Consider the following 23,959-nt stretch of genomic DNA (forward strand, 5'->3'; position numbering starts at 1 on the left):
TAGCGCAAAAATACTCAGTCTACCAGTCTTTAACAATACGGCCTTTTACACCTTTTGCTTTTTTATTTTTCAGCTTATCCTGCGTGTTCTTTTCCTCATTTTTTAGGGCTTCAAGCATTCTTTCAGCATCTTCTTTCGACAATTTATCAGGTTGTGGCTGTTGCCCATCTTTCTGGTCCTTTTTATCCTGACCCTGCTTGTCCTTATCCTTGTTCTGCTGATCTTTATTTTGCTGATCCTTATTATCCTTATTTTGATCTTTGTTTTGGTCTTTTTTATCCTGGTCCTTTTTATTTTTATCCTTGTTTTTATCCTTATTCTGTTGCTGCTGCTGTTTCAACTTTTCCTGAGCATAAGCGAGATTATACCTTGTCTCATCATCTTTAGGATTATTGATCAATGATTTTTTATAGGCTTCGATACTTTCTTCCAGCTTTTTAGACTCTAATAATGAATTGCCGAGATTGTGATATGCCTTGGCCTTAACCGCTTTATTCTCAGATGAGGATGCAATATCTGTAAACTTCTGAGCGGCATTATCAAATTTCTTCTGCTTATACAAAGCATCACCAAGATTAAAGTTTCCCTCTACAGATGCCTTCGATTTCTCTACCGATTCCCTGTAGTTTGCCTCGGCCTCAGCATATTTCTTTTCCTGATACAACTGATTCCCCTTATGGATGTACTTCTTCTCTTTCTGAGCAAAAAGCAAAGTACCTTGTAATAATATAAATATGATGATGATAAACTGCTTCATTATTTTCTTACTTCAAACAAATTCAACTCACTTAATTTCAGGTTCTTCTTACTTGAGATAAAGAATTCTATAACCAATAGTATTAAAGCAAACCCCAGGAAAAACTGGAACCTGTCTTCATAATTCTTAAACACTTTACTGTCAAATGTCTTTTGTTCCATTTTACTGATCTGATTCATCACAATTCCCAATCCACTATTAGCATTCGAGGCCCTGACATAAACACCGTTACCAGTTTCAGAAATCTCCTTACACATTTGCTCATTTAGCTTGGTGATAACTGTCTGGCCCTTTTCATCTTTTCTAAAACCCGTTGGATTGCCATTCTGATAAATCGGAACCGGAGCCCCTTCAACAGAACCGAGGCCAATAACATGTATTGCAACATTTTTTTCGGTTGCTCTTTTTGCAGCGGCAATAGCATCATCCTCAAAATTCTCTCCATCGGTCATCAATACCATTGCTTTACTTGTTCCATTCACAAAATCAAAAGATTTCATCCCCATATCAATTGCAGCACCAATTGCAGTTCCTTGTGTCGGAACGATATCTGTACTAATGTTATTTAGGAACAATTTAGCAGCAGAATAATCGGTTGTTATGGGCAACTGAACATAAGCCTCTCCTGCAAAAATGATAATCCCTATCCTGTCGTTATGCAGGTTATCAATTAATTGTGATATCGCTCTTTTCGCATTCTCAAGTCTGTTCGGAGAAAGATCTCCCGCAAGCATACTATTGGAAACATCCAGCAGAATCATTAAATCAGCGCCGTTCTTTTTACCCTCTTCCACCTTAGTTCCAATCTGCGGATTGGCAGCACCAATAACTAAAGATGCAAAAGCAACGGTAAAAAAGATAAACTTTAATCCAGGTCTGGTAAAAGAAACCTCTGGGATCATTTTCCTGACTGTAGCTTTATCACCAAGACTGGCCAGCGCCTTTTTTTTCCACCGGCGCACCAGAAAAAAAATCAGGATAAACAATGGAATGGCAGCTAGCCCCCATAAAAACGCTATGTGTTCAAAACGTAACATATATTAAGTTAAAGCTCCTTTAAACAATGTATTTCTTAATCCAAATTCAACCAGCAAAAGGGCCAGCGCAATCAATGCAAAAGGCAGAAAACGTTCTGTTTTCTTATGATACTGTGTAACAGCGATCTTTGCTTTTTCCAGTTGATCAATTTGCTGATAAATCTCTTTTAGCTTATCGTTATTTGTAGCACGGAAGTACTTACCTCCGGTAATTTTTGCGATACTTGAAAGCGTTCCTTCATCAATGGTTACAGGAACTTGCTGATACTGTATACCAAAAGGTGTCTTTACAGGATAAGGTGCATATCCTTTAGTACCCACTCCAACTGTATAAACACGCACGTTCATTTGTTTGGCAATTTCGGCAGCAGTAACCGGAGGTATTGAACCACCCGTATTGGACCCATCCGTAAGTAAAATGACTACCTTACTTTTTGCCTCGCTATCTTTTAAGCGATTAACAGCTGTTGCAAGCCCCATTCCTATCGCCGTACCATCTTCAATCATTCCATTATTAATTCCTTTAAATAAGTTAATTAATACATCATGGTCAATTGTAAGCGGGCACTGAGTAAAACTTTCGCCACTAAATACGACAAGACCTATCCGATCATCCGGTCTATCTTTTATAAAGTCTATGGCAATATTCTTTCCTGCCTCCAGTCTGTTTGGCTTTAAATCCTCCGAAAGCATACTTCCGGAAATATCAGTAGCAATAACGATATCTATTCCTTCTGTTGTTGTATTTTGCCAACTTAATGCACTTTGGGGTCTGGCCAAGCCTATAATTATTGCAATAAGGGCTAATGATTTCAATGCAATACTATAATGCCTTAAAACACCATAGCCGCTTTTCTTAACACCCATAAAGGCCTTAACAGATGATATGCGCATTGTACCCTGAAGCTTCTTATTGCGCCAAATGTACCAGGCAATCATTAAAGGTACCAGCAGTAATAACCAGAAAAACCCTGGGTTAGCAAATTCGATTCCACTAAACAGTTTCATTTTGCGCTTTATTATCGGGTAATTGATTAATATCTTTAGTGTTGGTTATAAAACTGATGGCATTCTCGATACTTTGCTCGTTTTCTACATTTAAAGGTATCCCTTTAGCAAACTTCACAAGATCGGCCAGCATTAATATCTGACGCAATTTACTTCTGTTTTGATCCGTAATTTCCATATGTCTTAAACCCGCAAAAATCTCTTCAGAGGTTTGCTCAAGTGCCTTAACATAATAGCGTTTTTCAAGATACTCTCTCAATATATCGGTAAGTTCGATATGGTATTGTTTAACTTCATCCTGCTGCCATAATTTTTTATCCCTTAAAACGGCAAGCTTATTTAATGCGGTTACATCTGCAGGCACCAATGGTTTAACCTCCACCTTAACCGGCTTGTTCTTCCTTTTTTGCCATAGGTAATAGATCACCCCTGCAATCAGTAAAATCACCAACAACGACAATACTACCCACTGCCAATGGTCCCTTAGCCAATCTAAAAAAGAATATTTTACGGCAAGTGGCTGCTTAATATCATAAATGGCCTTTGTAGTATCAACAGCAACAGCAGTAACCTGTAAGGGCAAAGGATCTGTTTTAAGACTTTGCGCGTTTACCTGGAATAAGAAAGCAGGAATGGCCTGTAATCCTGCGTCAAAAGAAGTGATTGTATATTGGCGACTAATTGTAATTACTTTAGGATTAGTCTTATCAGCTATAGTATCTGTTTTTCCTACCTCTACAATCTGTATTTTAGATGAAATGGTATCTGCTAATGCAGGAAAACTGATTTTCTCATTTACTGGCAACCGGGCACTTAAGCGCAAAATTGTCTGGTCTCCCAAAACAATGGTCGATTTATCTAGTTTAGCCTCTACCTTTATGTCTTGGGCATTACTTTTATAAGTAAAGCAAGCCAGGCATAGTATTAAACACCAGCTAAAATTAAAATATTGCTTCATATTTCTACCTTCTGGCTTCGCGTTTTTTAAATAATGTCATTAATGGTTTAATATATGACTGATGGGTTCCAATTTTCGTAAAATCTACTCCTGATCTCTTAAAAAGATCTTCTAGTTTCCCATTTCTCTCCATTGCTGCTACTTTATAAGCCTGTCTAACACGTTTATCCCCAGTATTTACCCACTCATATTCACCGGTTTCTTCGTCCCTAACAGGGATAAGTCCCAGATTTGGAAATTCTTCCTCGTGTAAGTCATATAACCTAAGTGCGATAAGATCGTGTTTTCTATTGGCTATTTTAAGCTCATTCTCAAAAGAATTACTCATAAAATCAGAAATCAGAAAGGAAGTGCATCTTTTGTTAATCGCGCTGGTAAAGTACCTTAAAGCTTCAGCTACATTTGTACCCCTGTTCTGAGGTTTAAAATCTATCAGTTCCCTGATGATCATCAAAATATGACTTCTTCCCTTTTTAGGGGGGATGAACTTTTCTACCTTATCGCTAAAAAACAATACACCTACCTTATCATTGTTCTGTATAGCAGAAAATGCCAGTACAGCGCATACTTCAGTCGCCAGTTCTTGTTTTTGCTGGGTCTGCGTTCCAAAATTCTTAGACCCGCTAACATCAACAAGCAACATCACGGTCATTTCCCTTTCTTCATCAAACACCTTTACATAAGGGTGGTTAAAGCGGGCAGTAACATTCCAATCGATGGTACGAATCTCGTCACCCATCTGGTATTCCCTGACTTCACTAAAGGCCATGCCCCGGCCTTTAAATGCCGATTGATATTCTCCCGAGAAGATCTGGTTACTTAACCCACGGGTTTTAATTTCAATCTTTCTTACTTTTTTTAAGAGATCTTTGGTATCCATAAGCTATGGTACTTCTACTGCATTCAATATTCCTGTAATGATAGTTTCTGTATTAATATCTTCCGCCTCAGCCTCATAGGTTAAACCTATTCTATGTCTTAAAACATCATGACAAACAGCTCTTACATCTTCTGGAATCACATATCCTCTTCTTTTTATAAAAGCATAGGCTTTTGAAGCTAAAGCAAGATTTATGCTTGCCCTTGGTGAAGCTCCAAAACTGATCAGGTTTTTATAATCTGCCAGTTTATATTGATCCGGGTAGCGGGTAGCAAAAACGATATCGATAATATATTGCTCAATCTTTTCATCCATATACACTTCCCTTACAACCTTTCTAGCTCTGATGATATCATCAGGATGCAGGATAGCTTTAGGTTTTGGCATTCCCTGAGGGGCAATATTTGCTCTCATGATCAGTTTTTCATCTTCCTTTTTAGGATAGCCGATCACTACTTTAAGCATAAACCTATCAACTTGCGCCTCTGGTAACGGATAAGTTCCTTCTTGTTCTATTGGGTTCTGGGTTGCTAAAACCAGGAAGGGTTTAGGTAATTCAAAGGTAGTATCTCCAATAGTCACCTGCCGCTCCTGCATAGCCTCTAATAAAGCGCTCTGCACTTTTGCCGGTGCCCTGTTGATCTCATCGGCAAGGATGAAATTAGAGAACAAAGGACCTTTTCTAACTATAAATTCTTCTTTTTTCTGATTATAGATCATAGTACCTACCAAATCGGCCGGTAAAAGATCTGGTGTAAACTGGATTCTGCTGAAGCCTGCATCAATAGTTTTAGATAAGGTATTGATTGCAAGCGTTTTTGCAAGTCCGGGTACACCTTCTAACAAAATATGTCCGTCTGCAAGCAGACCGATCATTAAGCGCTCTACCATATATCTTTGGCCAACAATCACTTTATCCATCTCCATAAAAAGCAGATCGATAAATGCGCTTTCCTTTTGTATCATTTCGTTCAGCGCACGGATATCAGTCCCATACGCCAAGCTTTCAGTGGTATTATTTACTTCTTCCATTTAGACCATTTATTTTCACTGCGAAAATTAGACAAACCTTAACCCTTTCGCAAGCCCCTAAACACCTGTTTATTGTTAAAATATGTTAAAACTCATATTTAACCTCGTTAATTTTAGTTTATAGGCACTGTAGCGTTTCAGTATCTTATCCCGTTTCTATTGTGCACGCTAGTTAGATTTCGGGGATAGATCTTAGGACCTATCTCCGATTCTTTTTTATATTTACCGAAAAAAATATCATATGCTAGCTCATCACGTTTTATTCTGGCTTAAAGCCGACACTACCGAAGAACAAAAAGTTGCTTTCAGAAAAAGCCTGGAAACCCTTAAGGGTGTTGAATCTGTTAAAACACTACATATCGGCACACCTGCACCTATTGAACGCGCAGTTGTTGATATTACTTATACCTTTTCACTTAGCATCTTCTTTGAGGATCTTGCCGGACACGATGTTTATCAGGTACACCACTTGCACACCGCCTTTTTAGATGAATTCCGCAGTCTTTTTGAAAAAGTAATCATATACGACGCACAGTAATTCGATGCACAGCAATTCAAAGAAGTGGTAATGACCGTGTGTGATAATACTGCGTCATCGCAGTACATGCCATAATCCCGACACGCGCCGTCATCTAAACATGTGTCATCATCTCGATAGGAGAGATCTTTTGAATAGGCATAACCAAAAGGTTCTCCTATCGAGACGATAGCTTAAAAACGATCGCTTTAAAAACGACCTCTCAATAAGCCGCTTGTCTTCAACTGGGTAATCTATCTCACTTCAACACCAATCATATTGCTGTTTCTGCCTCCTAAAAAAGGCTCTGTCCTTAGTGACAAAATCAACTTATATTTACCCACTTCAGTTGGCGCTTTTATCGCTCCCTCTATTTCTATAGACTCACCAGCTCCAATACGAACATGCTCCAAATCCGCTACAACAGGTTTAAACTCACTTAGAGTATCATCCTTTTTAAATCCGTATTCCAGGTAACACTTCCAGGTTTCCCCTGTATTGCCCAATGAAATAAGCTCATTGTAAGGATTAGTTATTTTCAATTTAAAAGTCTTAACCTCTCCACTCTTCCAATCTCCTGGGGCTATAACCGGATTCACAGATACCTTCTGATACATCCTTACCTTATCTATCCAAGATCCATAAAACACGCCTTTACTTGTGTTAATCGTATCTTGTTTAGCCTGATCGCCATGGCTATCAGGTATCACAAAATAAACCTTCTTGTTTCTAAGGCTATCTTCCAAAGGCCATATATCGTATTGGTTTTTCCTGTAATATCTTGAATCATAACTAAAACCCTTTGTGCTCCGGTTATAATAATTATATCTCGATGGGGTTTGAAATGAGTTATAAAATATCACAGGATAATCACCTGCCTTTTCATGGATTTGTTTAGCCCACTTCTCCGTTCCAAAATAATATGCAACAACATTTACCTTCATTAAAGCATCTGTTGGAATGACCAGTACCAGCCGTACCAAAACAATTAATGCAATATTAACGATAGCAAGTTTCTCAAACCATTTAGGCACAGGCCTTCTGGCCATAGCGATATAGGCCAGAATAAACAGGCATAACATGGCAGGCAATGTCCAGTGTGCCTCTACTCTTCCCTTTAGTGTACTAAACAAAAAGAATATAAATATCCCGTAAAAATTAAATTTAACTGCTCTTAAAAAAGTATCTGAAGACTTTAGAGCTACGGCCGATTTATATAAAAACCAGCCGATAAGCGGGCCCGCAAGTGCCAGCTGTGCAAGGAAGTATTCTGAAGTAAAATTAAACGTATAAATGGCCGCAGAACGATCTATAACATGGTAATAAAACGACGGGTAATTATTATGAACCTGCCACATTATGTGCGGCAGATAAGCAACTACAGATATGACTACAATAAGCCAAAAAGATGGCCTTTTTAATAATTTAAGATTAGACAATATGGTAAAAAATAAGACCAGTATGCCATGGTACTTACTATAAAGTAAGCAGGCTATAACCAGGGCCAATAGTAAGGCCCACTTAATCTTATTCTCAGCTTCGTAACGCTGATATACATAAAAGAACAGTACCGTAAAAAAGAACAAAGGAGAATCTGGTGTGGTGATAAACCCATAAACATGGAATAGTACTATTGCTGAAAACAGCAGAATGAAGAGCTTTATATTTTGGGCATAACGACCTACAATTTGCCACAGCAAATAAACAGAGAGCGTACTTGTAATAACCGTTAACATCCTCAATCCAAGGGTAGAAGGCAACAGTGCATCGCCTATTTTAATAAACAGGGCAACCATTGGAGGATGGTCAAAATACCCCCAGTCTAAAAATCTCGAATAAACCCAGTAATAAGCCTCATCCGCATGAACATCTACAAAACCTGCCTGAATGATATTAAGTACGGTCCATACCCCCAGAAATATAAACAATATCTGTTCAGAACTTTTTTTTGTTTGCAGCATTAGCAGTAGGGTTTATCCGGTAAATGTGTAAAGATAGTTCGCAAAAAAGTTCCACAATGAAACCAATACTATTGCACAGGCTTTGGCAACATAAAAATTCCATTTCAACTTATCGTTCAGCAAATAAATAATCATATTACTAATCGCCAATCCCACTAATGAAATCACAAAGAATTTACCAAACTGAATAATGCTAGCGGGATTATGATTATCAAAAGTCCAATACCTGTTAAGTGTATAGTTTGATCCTGTTGCTACTATAAAACCCAATGAATTGGATATATACTTATGGATCTTTAATTTTTCTTTACAAAGATAAGTAATACCAAAATCAACAATAAGACCTGAGAAACCTACCAACCCGAATTTTAAAAACTTGAAAAAGAAAGCACTATTAAATTCAATGGCCGCTATTGGTGTCATGTTGTTACTTTTTGCAGAAACAAACATAATAATCTGTTATGGAAAAGCCTGTAATAAATGATTAATTAAGGTTAAATTTATCATTATTGATCTTTACAACATTCGATGTAAAAACAATTCCAACTATTAAAACACCAATAAGAATAGCCAATGCGACTTGTAAAGTCGAATACAGTTTGCTACCCGAAACCATAAACGCTGAATCTTTAATTAGTTCCTCACCAACCTGGGTCTGGATCCTCATTAACTCAGATAATTTTTGAATTGTGCCTTTTGACGAAGCTCTTCCCTCTTGCGCATAAAGTTTCCTGGCACTTGAAATATCTCTTTTATCAGCAAATGTCATAATTTGATCTTCAATCTTCCCGGTACTTTCAAGGCCATCTTTTAAAACAATCAGCTTTTCCTTTTCCTGCTTAACCAGAAAAGTTTTCTCATACTTTTTAATTAAAGAATCTATTGCCCTGTTGTACGAAGCAAGTTGGGCTTTAAAAACAGCAGGGTTAAAAGATTGCTCATAAGCAGTATTCAAAAAATCCTCGATCATCGATTTCTTTGCATAGGCATTCTCGGCAACGTAAAATAGATCTGTAGCCGGAATAAGGCGGTCGTTATACATAGAAACAAATGACTCATTCATGCTTTTAACACTTTTATCTTCCAGAAACCTGATCAGTATTGTGCACGCCATTATACAGAATAACAGCACTGCAATTTTCATTTTTTGTTTAATAGAGTAAGCAAATCTCATATCAGTACGTTCAGGTTAGCATCTAAAATTGTTCTTCAGCAGGAGAAGAGAATAGGTTTTGTGCAAAATTTACTAAAAATAATTCTTTTTTCGCTCTTGTTACCCCAGTATAAAGCCATCTTAAAAAATCCATATCGATCATCTCTTCTGTTAAATAACCCTGATCCACAAACACAGCATCCCATTGCCCGCCCTGAGCCTTATGGCAGGTTACCGCATAAGCGAATTTAATTTGTAGTGCATTATAGTATGGATCTTCTTTAATTTTATTTAAACGATCTCTTTTGTTACTTATATGATCATAATCAAGGTTAAGACCCTCAAAAAGCTTATTGCTTTGCTCATAAGAAAGGTTTGGTGTTTCTGCAGTCAGTGTATCCAATATAACTTTGCAGGTAACCTCACCTGCTTCCGGGAAATCAAGAAATTCCAGCTGAACTTCGCAAAACCGAAAACCATAGCGTTCTTCAATACCCCTTACCCTGCGTATCCTGGCCATGTCTCCGTTTGCAATAAAAGCGGTCGACTCATTCTCCGGCAACCAGAAATAGTTATTCCGAACTACCATGATCTGATCCCCCCCTGTCAGCTCTTCTTCACGGTACAATAGTCTGGCCCTGATCTGCTGATTATAAACATTCGCAGATTTGTTAGACCTGCAAACTACAAGTGAATTTTCTATACCGAACTTGTTATAGGCATACTCCAATCCCTCAACCAGTTTTACACCTGTCATTCTAAAAATATCTTTATAGTTTTTAGTAATGAACTTTGGCAGCTCAACCTTTTCTGTTTCACTATCATCATTAATCCGTTTTCTAAGCATAGTAGCATTGGCCAATATCCCCGATTTCTTTTCCTGACGCACAACTTCTTTTAGCTCCACAGCCGTTACCCGCATCCCAAAATTTGAGGCAATGTATTCTTTATTTAATGCCGGACTATCCAGACTTCCAACCGGTGGCAACTGGGCAGTATCTCCGACAAAAACAACTGCACAATTTTTTCCATTATACACAAACTCCATCAGGTCTTTTAAAAACGATGAACCTGTTTGCGTATTCCACTCGTCGGCAATCATAGATGCCTCATCAATGATAAATAAAGTATGCTCTGCCATGTTCGGGGCCAACTGGAATGACATATCCGTAGATACTGCAGTTTTCTTTCTGTAGATCTTTTTATGGATGGTTAATGCTTTTCTGCCGGTATAGTTGCTCATAACCTTTGCAGCTCTTCCTGTCGGAGCCAACAAAACAGCACGTAAAGTAAACTTGGGCAAAGCCTTTACCAGCGCGGCTACCGAGGTAGTTTTACCTGTACCCGCGTACCCTCTTAGTATGAAACACTGACCATCTAATTGACGTGATAAAAAAGAGGCCATTTCACTGCAAAAAGTAAACTGTTCTGCGGTAGGAGTAAATTGATAAGACTGGGCTATTAGGGTCGCTTTATCCATTTAACAAATATGCGATGGTGATGTTATAGAAAAAAGGATTAATTTTGTTCATATGAACAGCAAAAATAGCATATTATTAGTTGATCCGGAGTTTGACCCGAATACAGCGGCAAACTGCAACCTGTTAATAAAAATTACTACCGATAGTTTTTCGTATGCCATTATAGACAAGAGCAACAATCAGTTAAAGGCAGTTTACGACCAGCAGGAGTGCCAGAATGTAAGCAAGGCGCTTTCCGAAAAACTAAGAATAGACAGCTATTTAAGTTTGCCATTTAAAGAGATTAAGGCTTCGGTACATACTGAAAATTCAATAGCCATACCTAATGATTTGTTCAATGAACAGAATTTAAACGACTACGCAAAATTCTTTACCGAAGAACAATCTAATAATCTTTACACCCAACCTTTTGCCAATTTTGGTTTCACGTCCATCTTTACACTAAATAAGTTTTTAGAAGAAACCTTAAATGTTTCGCTGTCAAACTGCAGACTATTTGATCATGCAGCTCCTGTTTTAGCGCTTTCCAAAGACAATGAAAAGCTTAGCCTGATACTTGATTTTACTGTTGGTTCATTTAATGTAATATATACCGATGGTGGTAAACTGATATTCCAAAACTATTTTCAAATCGAAAACGCTGAGGAATTTAACTACTACCTGCTTTTCATTATCAATCAGCTTAATATAGACACCTCAAAAACTGACATCTACCTTAGTGGAATCATCAACAACGGAGATAGTCAATACAAATGCATTGAAAAGTATTTCAAAACCATCAATTTCATTCCGACAACCGGTAATGAAGTTGACAACAAAATTTTAGATGACATGCCTGCTCATTATTACAGCAGTCTATTAGCCCTTGATCAATGCGGATAATTGGTGGAAAATTAAAGGGCATTCGCTTTAATGCACCCGAAAGCTTGCCAGTAAGGCCAACAACAGATATGGCCAAAGAGGCCCTTTTCAATATTCTTTATAACACTTACGACTTTGATAGCTGTACCGTTCTTGATCTATTTTGTGGAACAGGAAACATCAGTTTTGAATTTGCCTCAAGAGGCATTAAACAGGTAACAGCGGTTGATAAACACTCTGGTTGCATTTACTGGGTAAAATCTGTTGTAGAAAAATATCAGTTAAATGAAATTGATGTGCAAAAAGCCGATGTATTTAAGTTTTTGCAAAGTCACACCAAATCCTATCAGATCATTTTTGCAGATCCACCTTATGATTTGTCAACCATTCCATTAATTCCGGAGCTGATAATGAAAAATAACCTTTTAACAGATAATGGTTTGCTTATAGTAGAACATCCATCGCTATTAAAATTAAACAATCAGCAGGGATACACCGAAACCAGAAGATATGGCAACTCTTCATTTAGTTTTTTTGAAAAGCCCTCCAATTAGTATATTTAACCATGAAAATTGCATTATTTCCTGGCTCATTTGACCCAATTACCATAGCTCACGTAGATATTTTAAAGCGCGCTTTACCTTTATTTGATAAGATTGTAGTGGGTATTGGCTTAAACAGTTCCAAACAAGGGTTCCTGTCGGCCGATAAACGCGAAGAAATTGTAAGAAAGGTTTTTGAACATGAGCCAAAAGTGGAAGTAGAACTATACGAAGGGCTTACAGTTGATTTCTGCAGACTGATCAATGCTCAATACATGGTTAGAGGGGTGCGTTCAGTTTCTGATTTTGAATACGAGAAAGCAATTGCGCAGATCAATCAGACGATGATGCCTGAAGTAGAAACCATAATTATCCTGAGCAAACCAGAATATTCGGCTATAAGTTCAACCATTGTGCGCGATATTTTGCGCAACAATGGTGATGTAAGTAAGTTTTTACCGACACAGGCTATACCTTTTTTATAGCCTGTAAAACTGGTTTTACTACAATATTATCTTCTAAAAGGCCTCCAACTTCCATTACCTGAACAATTGAAGGGTAGGTATTCTTTAATACCTGATTGAGTTCCAGTTTGCTTAGCCAGCTTGCTTTGGTTATTCCTTCTTCTTTTTGAGGGATCAGTTTAGGCTCTCCCTTTACCGTCATGCTGTACCAGTTGGTTTTTTTAAGCACCAACCTACTCCCAAGCGTATAAACATGATAAGTTTTACATAGCTTTTCATCGTTTGTAAAAATCTTTACCCCACACTCCTCTTCAACCTCGCGAAGAGCAGCTTCCTTCATTTTCTCATCTTTTTCTACCTTACCTTTGGGCAAATCCCATTTCTTATTTCTAAAAATAAAGAGATATTTGCCTTTCGCATTTTTCACTAAACCACCAGCGGCCTTTATAAGTTCACAGCTTTTTTTTATCTTTTTGAATAATTGTTTGGGATCTGGATCAAGTAGGATATAGTCTTTTCCTGATACCTTTTCTAAATTTTTATAGAAGAGTTCGAAATCAAAATCCTGCTTATCAAGCTGTTGAACTTTCTTTATCTGTTTAGGCATCAAGTCCGCAATAAACAAAGTATTATCGTTAATATAAATTCTGTAATTCTTCATCAGAAGGTGGTCGTTTTCGTTATCATTTAGTTCTCCGCAGCAATACTATTAAAGCGTCCTTTTTAATCCGGTTGTTACCGTAATAAAATCGAGGTTTAAAAATACAGAATTATAACATACTGCTCTTATATTTATAGCAAAAACAAAAAATAAATCTCAGATACTACTGATTCACAGGCGATCACAGAAAAGACTTTCAGCATTGATTTTTATTACGGATATTTGCCAGTTCTAGAATGAATTAAACAAGAGTTTTCAGCATTTTTCTCATAAGCGATGGATAAAAATTTTATTACGCTTACAGGCAAAACGCCAGAAATTCCGTAATTTTGAGACATGTATAATAAAAGTGATATTGAATTAAAAGTAGCTGAATTTTTATTACAAATAAAAGCAATAAAATTACAACCTAACAATCCGTTTACGTGGGCGTCAGGTTGGAAATCTCCTATTTACTGTGACAATAGGATCACACTTTCCCATCCTTCTGTTAGAACTTATATCAGACAAAAGCTTACGCAATTAATACAGGAAGAATATGGTTCTGTAGATTTAATAGCTGGTGTTGCCACTGCTGGTATACCTCAAGGTGCATTGGTTGCTCAAGAACTTGGTTTGCCTTTTGCTTATGTTAGATCGAAAGCAAAAGAGCATGGAACAGGAAGTTTAATTGAAGGAGAAATAGTTGAAGGACAACGCGTTGTTGTTATAGAAGATTTAATTTCAACGGGAAAAAGCAGTCTTCAGGCTGTTGATGCTTTAAGAAATGCAGGCCTTTCTGTAGCAGGATTAGTTGCAATCTTTACCTATGGTTTTGATCAGGCCGAAGAAAACTTCAAAGAAGCAAAATGTCGTTTCTCAACCCTTTCTAACTATAATACACTAATAGAATATGCTGCTGAGCACAGCTTCATTGCACAAAATGATGTTGATTTGCTTACTAAATGGCGTAGCAACCCAGCCGACTGGGGAAAAGAATTAGAACAATTAACTTAAAATTATAATGACAGTTATTGAAAGCTCCGTAGAGTTAAACCTACCGGTTGAAAAGGTATATTCATTTTTGGCTGACATGAACAATCATCAGCAATTAATGCCAGAGAACATTTACAACTGGTCTTCTACAACAGATGAAGCTAGCTTTACCATCCAGAACATGGCGAAACTAGCAATCAAGATATCTGATCGCGTAGAAAACAAGGAACTAACTGCTATACCAACAGAAAAACCTCCTTTTGATGTTGAATTAAAATGGACAGTGACTGATAATGGTAACGGCGGAACTACTGCAAAACATATTATCTCTGCAGATCTTAATATGATGATGAAAATGCTTGCTGTAAAGCCTTTGCAAAACCTTGCTGATCATCAGACTCAAAGGTTAACAGAAGTATTAAAATAATACATACTTACACTTGTTGTAAGTAGTATACCCTTAATAATCGTCCGAAAGCTGGCCCTATGGCCAGCTTTTTTTTGATATTTCTTCATTCATTGTTCACACCTCCTTCACACCAAACCCACAAGTCACTTGGTATATGCAGAGGTATATTCAATTAAGCAGAATACCCTTACAATAACTGCATTAATGCTTCTCTGGAAAATCCTTTTAATTCAGCAGTACGTTCATCACGGATTTTCTGAACCCATTTAGCATCAGCAAGCAATGGCCTACCTACAGCAACTAAATCAAAATCTCCTCTGTCCATTCTTCTTAGCAATTCTTCTAATGAACTTGGCTCAGAGCTTTCACCTTTAAATGCGGCAAGGAATTCTCCTGATAAGCCAACAGATCCCACAGTAATGGTTGCTTTTCCTGTAATTTTTTTAGCCCAGCCTGCAAAGTTAAGATCTGAACCTTCAAATTCAGGCTCCCAGAAACGGCGTTGTGAACAATGAAAAATATCTACTCCGGCATCAACCAAAGGTTGCAGCCATTGTTCCATTTCCTCTGGTGTTTTAGCTAATTGTAAATTGTAATCCGACGGTTTCCATTGTGATAATCTTAGAATAATCGTAAAATCTTCACCAACTTGTCTTCTCACTTCTTTTACTACTTCTACAGCAAATTTGGTACGCTCTCTTAATGTTTTACCGCCATAGCTATCGGTACGGTTATTAGTACCTTCCCAGAAAAACTGATCAATTAAATAACCATGAGCACCATGAAGTTCAACACAATCAAAACCTAATCTTTTAGCATCTGCCGCAGCGCTTCCATAAGCCTTAATTGCGGCTTCAATATCATCCTGAGTCATGGCCACACCATTTGAAAATCCAGGTCTGTTTAAATCCGATGGTCCTTCAAAAGGTGCCGAAGGAACCCATCCTGAATGATGGTTGTCCATTACACCCATATGCCATATTTGCGGCCCCATGCTTCCACCGGCATGGTGAACACTATTGATTACATCTTTCCATCCTGCTAAAGCTGCATCGCCATAAAAATGTGGAATATTGGCATCATTTGATGATGAAACGCGATCAATGACCGTTCCTTCTGAAAGGATTAAGCCTACTTCTCCGGCTGCCCTTCTAGAATAATATGCAGCAACATCAGCCGTTGGCACTCCTGCTGGCGAGAATGAGCGTGTCATCGGTGCCATCACGATTCTGTTTTTTATATTTAATGATTTCAAACTAAATGGTCTGAACAAGGTTTCTGTACTCATATAATTGTATTTTAATAAATGCTATATTTCTGATTTAATGATATTGCTTAGTGCAGCGAAGGCTTCCTCATTACGCTTGTAATAAGTCCATTGCCCAAGCCTGGTTGATTCCAGCAGTCCTGATTTTTGGAGTATAGATAGGTATTCTGAAACGGTAGACTGGGTTAAACCTGCCTTTTGTTGTATTTGTCCCACACAAACCCCTACCTCATCAAACGCGGCATGCTCCTGTGGCGGAAAATGTTTTTCCGGCTCTTTGAGCCACTGTAAAATCTGCAGTCGTGTTTTATTTGATAGTGCTTTAAAAATCTCTAACTGATCCATGGCACAAAGATATATCGACTTTTCCCGATATTCCTATTAACAATAAAAGAATGACATTATGCTGATAACTTCATTTGTTTCATTACAAAGAAGAACCCTATTGAAGCAAGGGTTAGTGCAGCTACCGTACCCCACCATAAAGTTTCGAATCCAAATTCGGCGGCAACTCTTGTACCTACCAGAGGAGAAAATATATGGGCTACAGAAAAGGACAAGGCATTAATACCCATGTATGCACCTCTCTTTTTTAATGATGATCTTTGAAGCGTAACTGTGGCCATAAAAGGCATAGCCAGGATCTCTGCCAAACATATTATAAACATAGAAAGGTAAAGTACAGGAATACCCTTAGCAAGATTTAAAACCAGAAATGATACAGCACACAATACTGTACCGGCTACAATTACGGTTCGGGCAGTAAATCTCTTTTCGGCGACATGAACCACCAGCATCTCCAGCGAGAACACAACTAATCCACTAAAGGCAAGTATAACTCCTATCTCGGCCTCTGTCATTTTGTAAACATTTCTGTAATACAAAGGAAGTGTACTTAACAATTGTAAAAAGCATATGGCAAAAATGCAGGAAAGTGCACTAAAAAACATAAACGGTACGTCCCTATAGGGCGACAAATTGGCTTGGTCCCCCTCTTCTTCTACCACTTCGTCTTTCTTCTTCTCGTTGCCTTTACGATTGCGGAAATAGATGAAAAATAGCGTGGCCGATAAAAGGGCTGCTATTGCATTACCGTAAAATAAAAACGCATAAGATATGGCAGCTAAAAAACCGCCTAAGGCGGGGCCAATTGAAAACCCAAGATTCATAGCCATCCTGTTTAGTGAAAATGACCTTATGATATTATCCGGTTTAGAATAATAGGCAATAGAAACGGAATTTGCAGGCCTAAATGTCTCAGAAACAAGACTTAAAGTAAAAACACCTACAGCAAGCTTAACCACGGTATCTAACTGAGGTAACAAAACAAACATGGGTACAGTTAAAATTAAACTGATCAGCTGAACTTTAAAATGTCCGGATTTATCGGTAAGCCAGCCACCTAAGAAGTTTCCGGAAACCGCCCCTAATCCAAAGCAACTTAACACCGTACCGGTATCTGCTAATGAGAAATGAAGGTGATTGATCATGTAAACTCCTAAAAAAGGAATAACCATTGCTCCACTCCTGTTTATAAGCATAACCAACGCAAGCATCCATGCCGGGGTAGATAACCCTCGGTAAGCATCTAAGTATAATTGTATAAATTCTTTCATTTAGGGAGGTGCTACAAAGGACGGAAAATTAAATCAGAAATCTTAGAGCCAGACATTTTTTCATCATAAGACACTATTTATCAGACAATTATGCAGTTTAAAATAAAAAGTACCGACAAAATTTCCGATTAACAACTAAAAACCAAGATGGCATTTGCTTTGTTTAATTGCTGACATGAACTTCAACAACTTTACTATAAAGGCCCAGGAAGCAATTCAACAGGCTTCTGAAATAGCCCAAGGCAATCAGCAACAGGCTATTGAAACAGCACATCTATTAAAGGGTTTGCTTACTGTTGATGAAAACGTAGTTTCGTACGTTTTAAAAAAATTAAATGTAAATCTGAATGTTCTCGGTCAGCAGTTAGATGCTCAAATTGAGAAATTCCCTAAAGTTAGCGGTAGTAATCCCTATTTAACATCAGGAACCAACTCTGCTTTGCAAAAAGCGCAATCATACCTTAAAGAATTTAAAGACGAGTTTGTTTCTGTAGAACATCTTTTGTTGGGTATTCTATCTGTTAACGACAATACTTCAAAACTTTTAAAAGATCAGGGTGTAAATGAGAAAGACCTTAAAAAAGCGATCATTTCTTTAAGAGGCGACAGTCATGTTACTGATCAGAATGCCGAAGCGACTTACAATGCGCTGAATAAATATGCACGCAACCTGAATGAATATGCCGAATCAGGCAAGCTGGATCCGGTTATTGGTAGAGATGAAGAGATCCGGAGGGTAATTCAAATCCTTTCCAGGCGTACCAAGAACAATCCGATATTGATCGGTGAGCCCGGTGTAGGTAAAACCGCAATTGCCGAAGGTATTGCTTTCAGGATTATTAAAGGCGATGTGCCTACAAACCTGAAAACAAAAACCGTTTACTCACTTGATATGGGTGCATTAATTGCCGGAGCGAAGTATAAAGGTGAATTTGAAGAACGGTTAAAAGCTGTAGTTAAGGAGGTTACACACAGTGATGGCGACATTATTTTATTCATAGATGAGATCCATACCCTGGTTGGTGCCGGTGGTGGTGAAGGCGCTATGGATGCAGCAAACATCCTTAAGCCTGCCCTTGCCCGTGGAGAACTACGTGCAATTGGTGCAACTACATTAGATGAGTATCAAAAATATCTTGAAAAGGATAAGGCACTTGAGCGTCGTTTCCAAAAGGTAATGGTTAATGAACCTGATACACAGGATGCAATCTCTATCCTCCGTGGATTAAAGGAAAGATATGAAACCCACCATAAAGTGAGGATTAAAGATGAAGCCATTATTGCGGCGGTAGAACTATCGCAACGCTATATCTCTGATCGTTTCTTGCCGGATAAAGCCATCGACTTAATGGACGAAGCCGCTTCTAAATTACGCTTGGAAATGGATAGTGTACCAGAAGAGGTTGATGAATTGAACAGAAAGATCATGCAGCTGGAAATAGAGCGTGAGGCAATTAAGAGAGAGAATGACAGTAAAAAAGTTAAAGCTCTGGGCGAAGAAATTGCCAATATGTCGGCCGAACGCGATGAGATTAAAGCCAAATGGCAAGGTGAAAAAGATCTGGTCGACAATATTAACAATGAGCTAGAGCAGATAGAAAATTATAAGCTGGAAGCCGAACAGGCAGAACGTGCCGGCGACTATGGCAAAGTAGCAGAGATCCGTTATGGCAAAATAAAAGAATCGCAGGATAACGTTGAAAAGTTAAAAGCGCAATTGGAAAGCATGCAAAGCGAAAGCAGAATGCTTAAAGAAGAGGTAACTGCCGATGATATTGCAGGCGTTGTGGGTAGGTGGACCGGTATTCCGGTTACTAAATTAATTTCAAGTGAGCGTGATAAGTTACTGAATCTTGAAAACGAGCTGCATAAACGTGTTGCAGGACAAGACGAGGCCATTGAAGCTATATCTGATGCAATCCGTCGGTCAAGAGCTGGTTTACAGGATAAGCGCAAACCAATTGGATCATTCATATTCCTTGGAACAACAGGTGTTGGTAAAACAGAATTAGCAAAAGCGTTAGCAGAGTTTCTGTTTAACGACGAAAATGCCATGACCAGGATAGATATGAGTGAATACCAGGAACGCCATGCGGTTTCACGATTAATTGGAGCTCCTCCGGGATATGTAGGATATGATGAAGGTGGTCAGCTAACTGAAGCTGTGCGTAGAAAACCTTATTCGGTGGTATTGCTGGATGAGATTGAAAAAGCGCATCCTGATGTGTTTAATATATTGCTGCAGGTATTGGATGATGGAAGACTAACCGATAATAAAGGTCGTGTGGTTAACTTCAAAAACACCATCATTATCATGACGTCTAACATTGGATCTCATTTAATACAGGATAACTTTAAAGATCTTAATGATGAGAACCGTGATGGGGTGATTGCTAAAACTAAAAGCGAATTGTTTGAGTTGCTAAAACAAACGATAAGGCCAGAGTTTTTAAATCGTATAGATGAACTGATCATGTTTACGCCGCTCAACCGCAACGAACTTAGAGACATTGTCACCTTGCAGTTTAAACATGTACAAGATACGCTTGCTGAAATGGGAATCGAGATAGAGGCAACACCTGAAGCACTGGATTGGCTTTCGGAATTAGGATATGATCCTCAGTTTGGTGCACGCCCGTTAAAACGCGTAATCCAGAAACGTATATTGAATGAATTGTCAAAAGAGATTCTTGCAGGCAAAATTGATAAAGACAGTAAAATTAAACTGGATATGTTCGATCATAAGTTTGTCTTTTTAAACAACAAATAAGAGGTATGTGATGAAGGGCAAGTGCGCCGCCATTCTTTCTTCGTCATCTCCTTTGGTTAACCAAAGGACGACAGCTTTAAACAATCTATCATTAAGGATTACAAAAGCACATGAAAAAGAGTGAGACTATTGTATTAATCTCACTCTTTTTCTTTTATAAAGCACTCAACTTTATTACTTTTTCTTAAAAAAGTTAAACAATTCATTTATTCCCCATAAATTTTGTTTAACATTTTCGTTATTTTCCTAAATAAAATAAAAAAACAACAGAACATTCCTCTCTAACTATTGTTATACAAGCAACAACTCTTGTGTAATTATGAAAATTGCTTATATATCTTCTTATCCGCCCCGTGAATGTGGCATCGCCACTTTCAACAACAACCTACTAAAGGCGATCGGCTCCAATAAAAAAACGGTATCGGAAGACAGCTTCGTGGTAGCGATGAATGATTCAGATTCCTTAGCTGAATATGAATACCCTAAAGAGGTTAAATATGTAATAAGACAAGAAAACCAGAAAGACTATATACGCGCTGCAGATTACATAAACACCAGTATTGCTGATGTTTGTATCTTAGAGCATGAATATGGCATTTATGGAGGAGAAAGTGGGGTTTATATTCTGCCACTAATTGCCAGGCTCCAGAAACCACTTATCACTATTTTCCACACCATACTAAAAGACCCTAATTATATGCAGCTTACTGTTTTGCGCGAGATCGCAAAGCACTCATCCAGAATTATAGTAATGAGCCATAGAGCGGTAGGCTTTTTAACCAGCATTTACGGGATTCCTTTTGATAAGATTCAACTGATTGAGCATGGAGTTCCAGATTTGGAACCTAAGCAAGTTAATCCTGTAAAAAACACCCTCGCATTCAAAAACAAAAAGGTATTATTCACCTTTGGCCTTATTAGTAGAAATAAAGGCCTGGAAACGGTAATAGAGGCGCTGCCGAAAATAGTGGCTAAAAATCCGGATGTGATGTATGTTATTTTAGGAACAACCCACCCTGGGGTTATACGTAGCTCAGGAGAAGAATATCGGGATGGTCTAAAAAAACTGGCAAGAAAACTTAATGTGGAAGATAATCTTACCTTCATTAATAAGTTTGTATCAGAAGAAGAGCTGTTCGACTATCTGACGGCCTGCGACATGTATATTACTCCCTATTTAAATGAGGCACAAATTACGAGCGGAACACTTTCATACGCTGTTGGGGCAGGTACAGCTATACTATCAACCCCTTACTGGCATGCACAGGAACTACTTGCAGACCACCGTGGCAGGTTATTCGACTTTAAAGATACCGATGGTCTTGCTGAAATTGTAAATGAATTATTTGAGAGCGATCAGAAACTCAATCAGTTAAGGTCTAATGCATATGAATACGGTTTACACCTGCGCTGGCCTACAACGGGAGCAGTTTTTGTTGATGTACTCACAGAAGCCATTTCTAAATTTCTTTCAGACAAAGAAATTGGCAACAAACCTATTATAGATCCAGACATGATGCCTGCTTTTAGCCTGGCACATATACAACGTTTAACAGATGACACCGGGATTGTGCAGCATGCTAAATATGGGATACCAAATCTTAAGGAAGGGTATTGTTTAGATGACAACTCCAGGGCTTTGATATTAACCATCCTGGCCTATCAGCAAAACAAGAGTAAAGCCGCATTGGATTTATTGCCTATCTATTTAAGCTACATTCAATACATGCAATGTGATGATGGGAACTTTAGAAACTTTTTAAGTTTCAAAAGAGAATATCTGGATGAGGTTGGCACAGAAGATTCATTTGGTAGAACAATTTGGTCTTTAGGATATTTAATTAACAATGCACCTAATAATTCCTACCGTGAATTTGCAAAAGAATTGTTTCTTAAATCTATTCCGCATTTTAAACACCTAACGCATTTAAGAGGAATTGCAAACACCATGATTGGCTTAACTCATTTTATAAATGCCCATCCTTATGATGAACACATTAAAAGTCAGTTGGATCAGCTTGCTGAGCCTTTGAAGGCGGCTTACCGTACCCATAAAGAGGGTCATTGGAACTGGTTTGAGAACAAGTTAACCTACGATAATGCCATACTTCCACTTGCCTTGATGTATCATTACGAGATCAGCAAAGATCCTGAATCGAGAGAAATTGCTTTTGAAAGTTTGGAATATCTAACTCAAAAAACGCTGATAAAGGGTTATTTAAATCCGGTTGGCAATGATGGCTGGCTTTATAAGGATGGCGGAGAAATGGCCATATATGATCAGCAGGCTATCGAAACTATGGGAATGGTAATGGTCTATTTTAAAGCATACGAGATTACCCGCGATTTAACTTATATTAAACAGATGTACTTAAGCTACCAGTGGTTTTTAGGAGAAAACTCCTTACACATTCCATTGTATGACTATGAAACCAAGGGTTGCGCAGATGGTTTACAAACTTATGGCGTAAACCGGAATCAAGGTGCTGAAAGTACACTAGCTTATTGGATTTCGCATCTTATTGTCCTTAAAGCATTGGAATCTGAATACGAGTTTATTCAAAGCAGCGACCTTACTGCAGCTCAAAAACAAACTTTTTAAGTTATGAGGATAGCGGTTCTGGCACCCGTAGCCTGGAGAACTCCGCCCAGGCACTACGGGCCATGGGAACAAATGGCATCTAATTTAACAGAAGGATTAGTGAAAGCCGGCATAGAAGTAACTTTGTTTGCTACTGCCGACTCAATTACTACTGCTAAGTTAGATGCTGTAATTAACGAAGGATATGAGGAAGATAAAACCTTAGATGCTAAGGTTGCAGAGTGCCTGCATATCAGTAACCTTATGGAAAAAGCGGATCAGTTTGACCTTATTCATAATCACTTTGATTTTTTGCCCCTAACCTATTCCGGACTCATAAAAACACCTTTAATTACAACCATTCATGGTTTCTCTTCAGAGAAAATCTTGTCTGTATATCAAAAGTACAATGCTTCGGGTCATTATGTTTCTATAAGCAACACCAACAGGCATGCTTCTTTAAAATACCTGGCTACCGTATACAATGGCGTTCAAACTGATAATTTTGATTTCAATGCCAATCCAGAGGACTATTTATTATTTTTCGGGCGGATACATCCCGACAAAGGGACTTCCGAAGCCATACAAATTGCGATAAAAACAAAGCGCAGGCTGATTATTGCAGGCATTATACAAGACCAGAACTATTACAAAGAAAAGATTGAACCTTTTTTAAGCGACGATATTAAATTTATTGGCTCTGCCGGTCCAGAAAAAAGAAATAATTTGTTACGAAAAGCATATGCACTTCTGCATCCAATTAGCTTTGAAGAACCTTTTGGGTTAAGTGTTGCAGAGGCAATGCTTTGTGGAACGCCAGTTATTGCTTTTCATAGAGGAGCAATGCCTGAATTGATAAAAGATCAGGAAACAGGTTTCCTGGTAAAAAATGTTAATGAAGCGATTGAAGCTGTTTCAGAATTATCCATCATTGATCGCTCAAAATGCCACAAATGGGCGATTGAGAACTTTTCTCAGGAAAAGATGGTGGCCGATTACATCAGCCTTTACCATCAGATTTTATAGACT

At 38.1% G+C, this 23,959-nt stretch carries 23 protein-coding genes; 9 read left to right on the plus strand and 14 right to left on the minus strand.

Annotation, left to right across the window (positions count from 1 at the left end; genetic code table 11):
* Window positions 1–19: 19 nt before the first annotated feature.
* The 6 genes from AC6CH7_RS06830 to AC6CH7_RS06855 are packed head-to-tail and all read right to left on the minus strand — an operon-like array spanning window position 20 to window position 5,672.
* On the minus strand, window positions 20–757 hold the full coding sequence (locus AC6CH7_RS06830; protein ID WP_498261967.1) for a tetratricopeptide repeat protein: 738 nt from the start codon (window positions 755–757) through the stop codon (window positions 20–22).
* Window positions 757–1,794 carry a vWA domain-containing protein gene (locus AC6CH7_RS06835; RefSeq protein ID WP_498261968.1) on the minus strand — a complete coding sequence of 346 codons (1,038 nt, stop codon included), beginning with the start codon at window positions 1,792–1,794 and terminating at the stop codon, window positions 757–759. The genes AC6CH7_RS06830 and AC6CH7_RS06835 overlap by 1 nt, the downstream gene beginning before the upstream one ends.
* A 3-nt stretch (window positions 1,795–1,797) precedes the next feature.
* Window positions 1,798–2,802 (minus strand): vWA domain-containing protein, encoded by a 1,005-nt coding sequence (locus AC6CH7_RS06840; RefSeq protein ID WP_200869908.1) that lies wholly within the window; start codon window positions 2,800–2,802, stop codon window positions 1,798–1,800.
* Window positions 2,789–3,760 carry a hypothetical protein gene (locus AC6CH7_RS06845; RefSeq protein ID WP_498261969.1) on the minus strand — a complete coding sequence of 324 codons (972 nt, stop codon included), beginning with the start codon at window positions 3,758–3,760 and terminating at the stop codon, window positions 2,789–2,791. The genes AC6CH7_RS06840 and AC6CH7_RS06845 overlap by 14 nt, the downstream gene beginning before the upstream one ends.
* 4 nt (window positions 3,761–3,764) lie before the next feature.
* Window positions 3,765–4,640, minus strand: coding sequence for a DUF58 domain-containing protein (locus AC6CH7_RS06850; protein ID WP_172659723.1), 876 nt, complete (start codon window positions 4,638–4,640; stop codon window positions 3,765–3,767).
* Between the two features lie 3 nt (window positions 4,641–4,643).
* A complete protein-coding gene (locus tag AC6CH7_RS06855) occupies window positions 4,644–5,672 on the minus strand; it encodes an AAA family ATPase (protein ID WP_294876704.1) in 1,029 nt (342 codons plus the stop codon).
* A gap of 241 nt (window positions 5,673–5,913) precedes the next feature.
* Between AC6CH7_RS06855 and AC6CH7_RS06860 the strand changes: the two genes are divergently transcribed.
* On the plus strand, window positions 5,914–6,210 hold the full coding sequence (locus tag AC6CH7_RS06860) for a Dabb family protein (protein ID WP_498261970.1): 297 nt from the start codon (window positions 5,914–5,916) through the stop codon (window positions 6,208–6,210).
* A 233-nt stretch (window positions 6,211–6,443) separates the two neighbouring features.
* On the opposite strand, the gene AC6CH7_RS06865 is transcribed toward AC6CH7_RS06860, so the two are convergent.
* From AC6CH7_RS06865 to AC6CH7_RS06880, 4 genes are read right to left on the minus strand one after another with little or no spacing between them, the layout of a single operon-like run.
* Window positions 6,444–8,150, minus strand: coding sequence for an ArnT family glycosyltransferase (locus AC6CH7_RS06865; protein ID WP_498261971.1), 1,707 nt, complete (start codon window positions 8,148–8,150; stop codon window positions 6,444–6,446).
* Window positions 8,151–8,162: 12 nt separating this feature from the next.
* Window positions 8,163–8,600, minus strand: a complete 438-nt coding sequence (locus tag AC6CH7_RS06870) for a GtrA family protein (RefSeq protein WP_498261972.1) — start codon at window positions 8,598–8,600, stop codon at window positions 8,163–8,165.
* A gap of 34 nt (window positions 8,601–8,634) precedes the next feature.
* A complete protein-coding gene (locus AC6CH7_RS06875; protein WP_498261973.1) occupies window positions 8,635–9,324 on the minus strand; it encodes an MCP four helix bundle domain-containing protein in 690 nt (229 codons plus the stop codon).
* Window positions 9,325–9,346: 22 nt separating this feature from the next.
* Window positions 9,347–10,783: an ATP-dependent DNA helicase gene (locus tag AC6CH7_RS06880; protein WP_498261974.1), complete on the minus strand. Its 1,437-nt coding sequence runs from the start codon at window positions 10,781–10,783 to the stop codon at window positions 9,347–9,349.
* A 52-nt stretch (window positions 10,784–10,835) separates the two neighbouring features.
* Here AC6CH7_RS06880 and AC6CH7_RS06885 point away from each other — a divergent pair, with 52 nt between their 5' ends.
* Genes AC6CH7_RS06885 through coaD form a run of 3 tightly spaced genes read left to right on the plus strand, consistent with a single transcriptional unit; the run spans window position 10,836 to window position 12,672 of the window.
* The gene (locus AC6CH7_RS06885; RefSeq protein ID WP_498261975.1) at window positions 10,836–11,666 is read left to right on the plus strand and encodes a DUF3822 family protein; all 831 of its coding nucleotides are present in this window, start codon (window positions 10,836–10,838) and stop codon (window positions 11,664–11,666) included.
* The gene (locus AC6CH7_RS06890) at window positions 11,657–12,199 is read left to right on the plus strand and encodes an RsmD family RNA methyltransferase (RefSeq protein ID WP_498261976.1); all 543 of its coding nucleotides are present in this window, start codon (window positions 11,657–11,659) and stop codon (window positions 12,197–12,199) included. The genes AC6CH7_RS06885 and AC6CH7_RS06890 overlap by 10 nt, the downstream gene beginning before the upstream one ends.
* An 11-nt stretch (window positions 12,200–12,210) precedes the next feature.
* On the plus strand, window positions 12,211–12,672 hold the full coding sequence (gene coaD, locus AC6CH7_RS06895) for a pantetheine-phosphate adenylyltransferase (RefSeq protein ID WP_498261977.1): 462 nt from the start codon (window positions 12,211–12,213) through the stop codon (window positions 12,670–12,672).
* Here coaD and AC6CH7_RS06900 read toward each other — a convergent pair.
* The gene (locus AC6CH7_RS06900; protein WP_498261978.1) at window positions 12,656–13,312 is read right to left on the minus strand and encodes an NUDIX hydrolase; all 657 of its coding nucleotides are present in this window, start codon (window positions 13,310–13,312) and stop codon (window positions 12,656–12,658) included. The two genes, coaD and AC6CH7_RS06900, sit on opposite strands and share 17 nt — an antisense overlap.
* Before the next feature lie 336 nt (window positions 13,313–13,648).
* On the opposite strand from AC6CH7_RS06900, the gene pyrE reads away from it, so the two are divergent.
* Window positions 13,649–14,308, plus strand: coding sequence for an orotate phosphoribosyltransferase (pyrE, locus tag AC6CH7_RS06905; protein WP_498261979.1), 660 nt, complete (start codon window positions 13,649–13,651; stop codon window positions 14,306–14,308).
* Between the two features lie 7 nt (window positions 14,309–14,315).
* The gene (locus AC6CH7_RS06910; protein ID WP_498261980.1) at window positions 14,316–14,714 is read left to right on the plus strand and encodes an SRPBCC family protein; all 399 of its coding nucleotides are present in this window, start codon (window positions 14,316–14,318) and stop codon (window positions 14,712–14,714) included.
* 169 nt (window positions 14,715–14,883) lie between these two features.
* On the opposite strand, the gene AC6CH7_RS06915 is transcribed toward AC6CH7_RS06910, so the two are convergent.
* From AC6CH7_RS06915 to AC6CH7_RS06925, 3 genes are read right to left on the minus strand one after another with little or no spacing between them, the layout of a single operon-like run.
* On the minus strand, window positions 14,884–15,984 hold the full coding sequence (locus tag AC6CH7_RS06915) for an NADH:flavin oxidoreductase (RefSeq protein WP_498261981.1): 1,101 nt from the start codon (window positions 15,982–15,984) through the stop codon (window positions 14,884–14,886).
* A 21-nt stretch (window positions 15,985–16,005) separates the two neighbouring features.
* A complete protein-coding gene (locus AC6CH7_RS06920; protein WP_048906747.1) occupies window positions 16,006–16,308 on the minus strand; it encodes an ArsR/SmtB family transcription factor in 303 nt (100 codons plus the stop codon).
* Between the two features lie 56 nt (window positions 16,309–16,364).
* Window positions 16,365–17,579 (minus strand): MFS transporter, encoded by a 1,215-nt coding sequence (locus tag AC6CH7_RS06925; RefSeq protein ID WP_498261982.1) that lies wholly within the window; start codon window positions 17,577–17,579, stop codon window positions 16,365–16,367.
* 175 nt (window positions 17,580–17,754) lie between these two features.
* Here AC6CH7_RS06925 and clpB point away from each other — a divergent pair, with 175 nt between their 5' ends.
* The 3 genes from clpB (at window position 17,755) to AC6CH7_RS06940 (ending at window position 23,956) form a co-directional block, all read left to right on the plus strand.
* Window positions 17,755–20,349: an ATP-dependent chaperone ClpB gene (gene clpB, locus AC6CH7_RS06930; RefSeq protein WP_498261983.1), complete on the plus strand. Its 2,595-nt coding sequence runs from the start codon at window positions 17,755–17,757 to the stop codon at window positions 20,347–20,349.
* A 319-nt stretch (window positions 20,350–20,668) separates the two neighbouring features.
* Complete coding sequence (locus AC6CH7_RS06935) at window positions 20,669–22,951, plus strand: glycosyltransferase family 4 protein (protein WP_498261984.1); 2,283 nt, start codon at window positions 20,669–20,671, stop codon at window positions 22,949–22,951.
* Between the two features lie 3 nt (window positions 22,952–22,954).
* Window positions 22,955–23,956: a glycosyltransferase family 4 protein gene (locus AC6CH7_RS06940; protein ID WP_498261985.1), complete on the plus strand. Its 1,002-nt coding sequence runs from the start codon at window positions 22,955–22,957 to the stop codon at window positions 23,954–23,956.
* Window positions 23,957–23,959 lie beyond the last annotated feature (3 nt).

This window comes from Pedobacter sp. GQ55 (genome assembly GCF_059758925.1).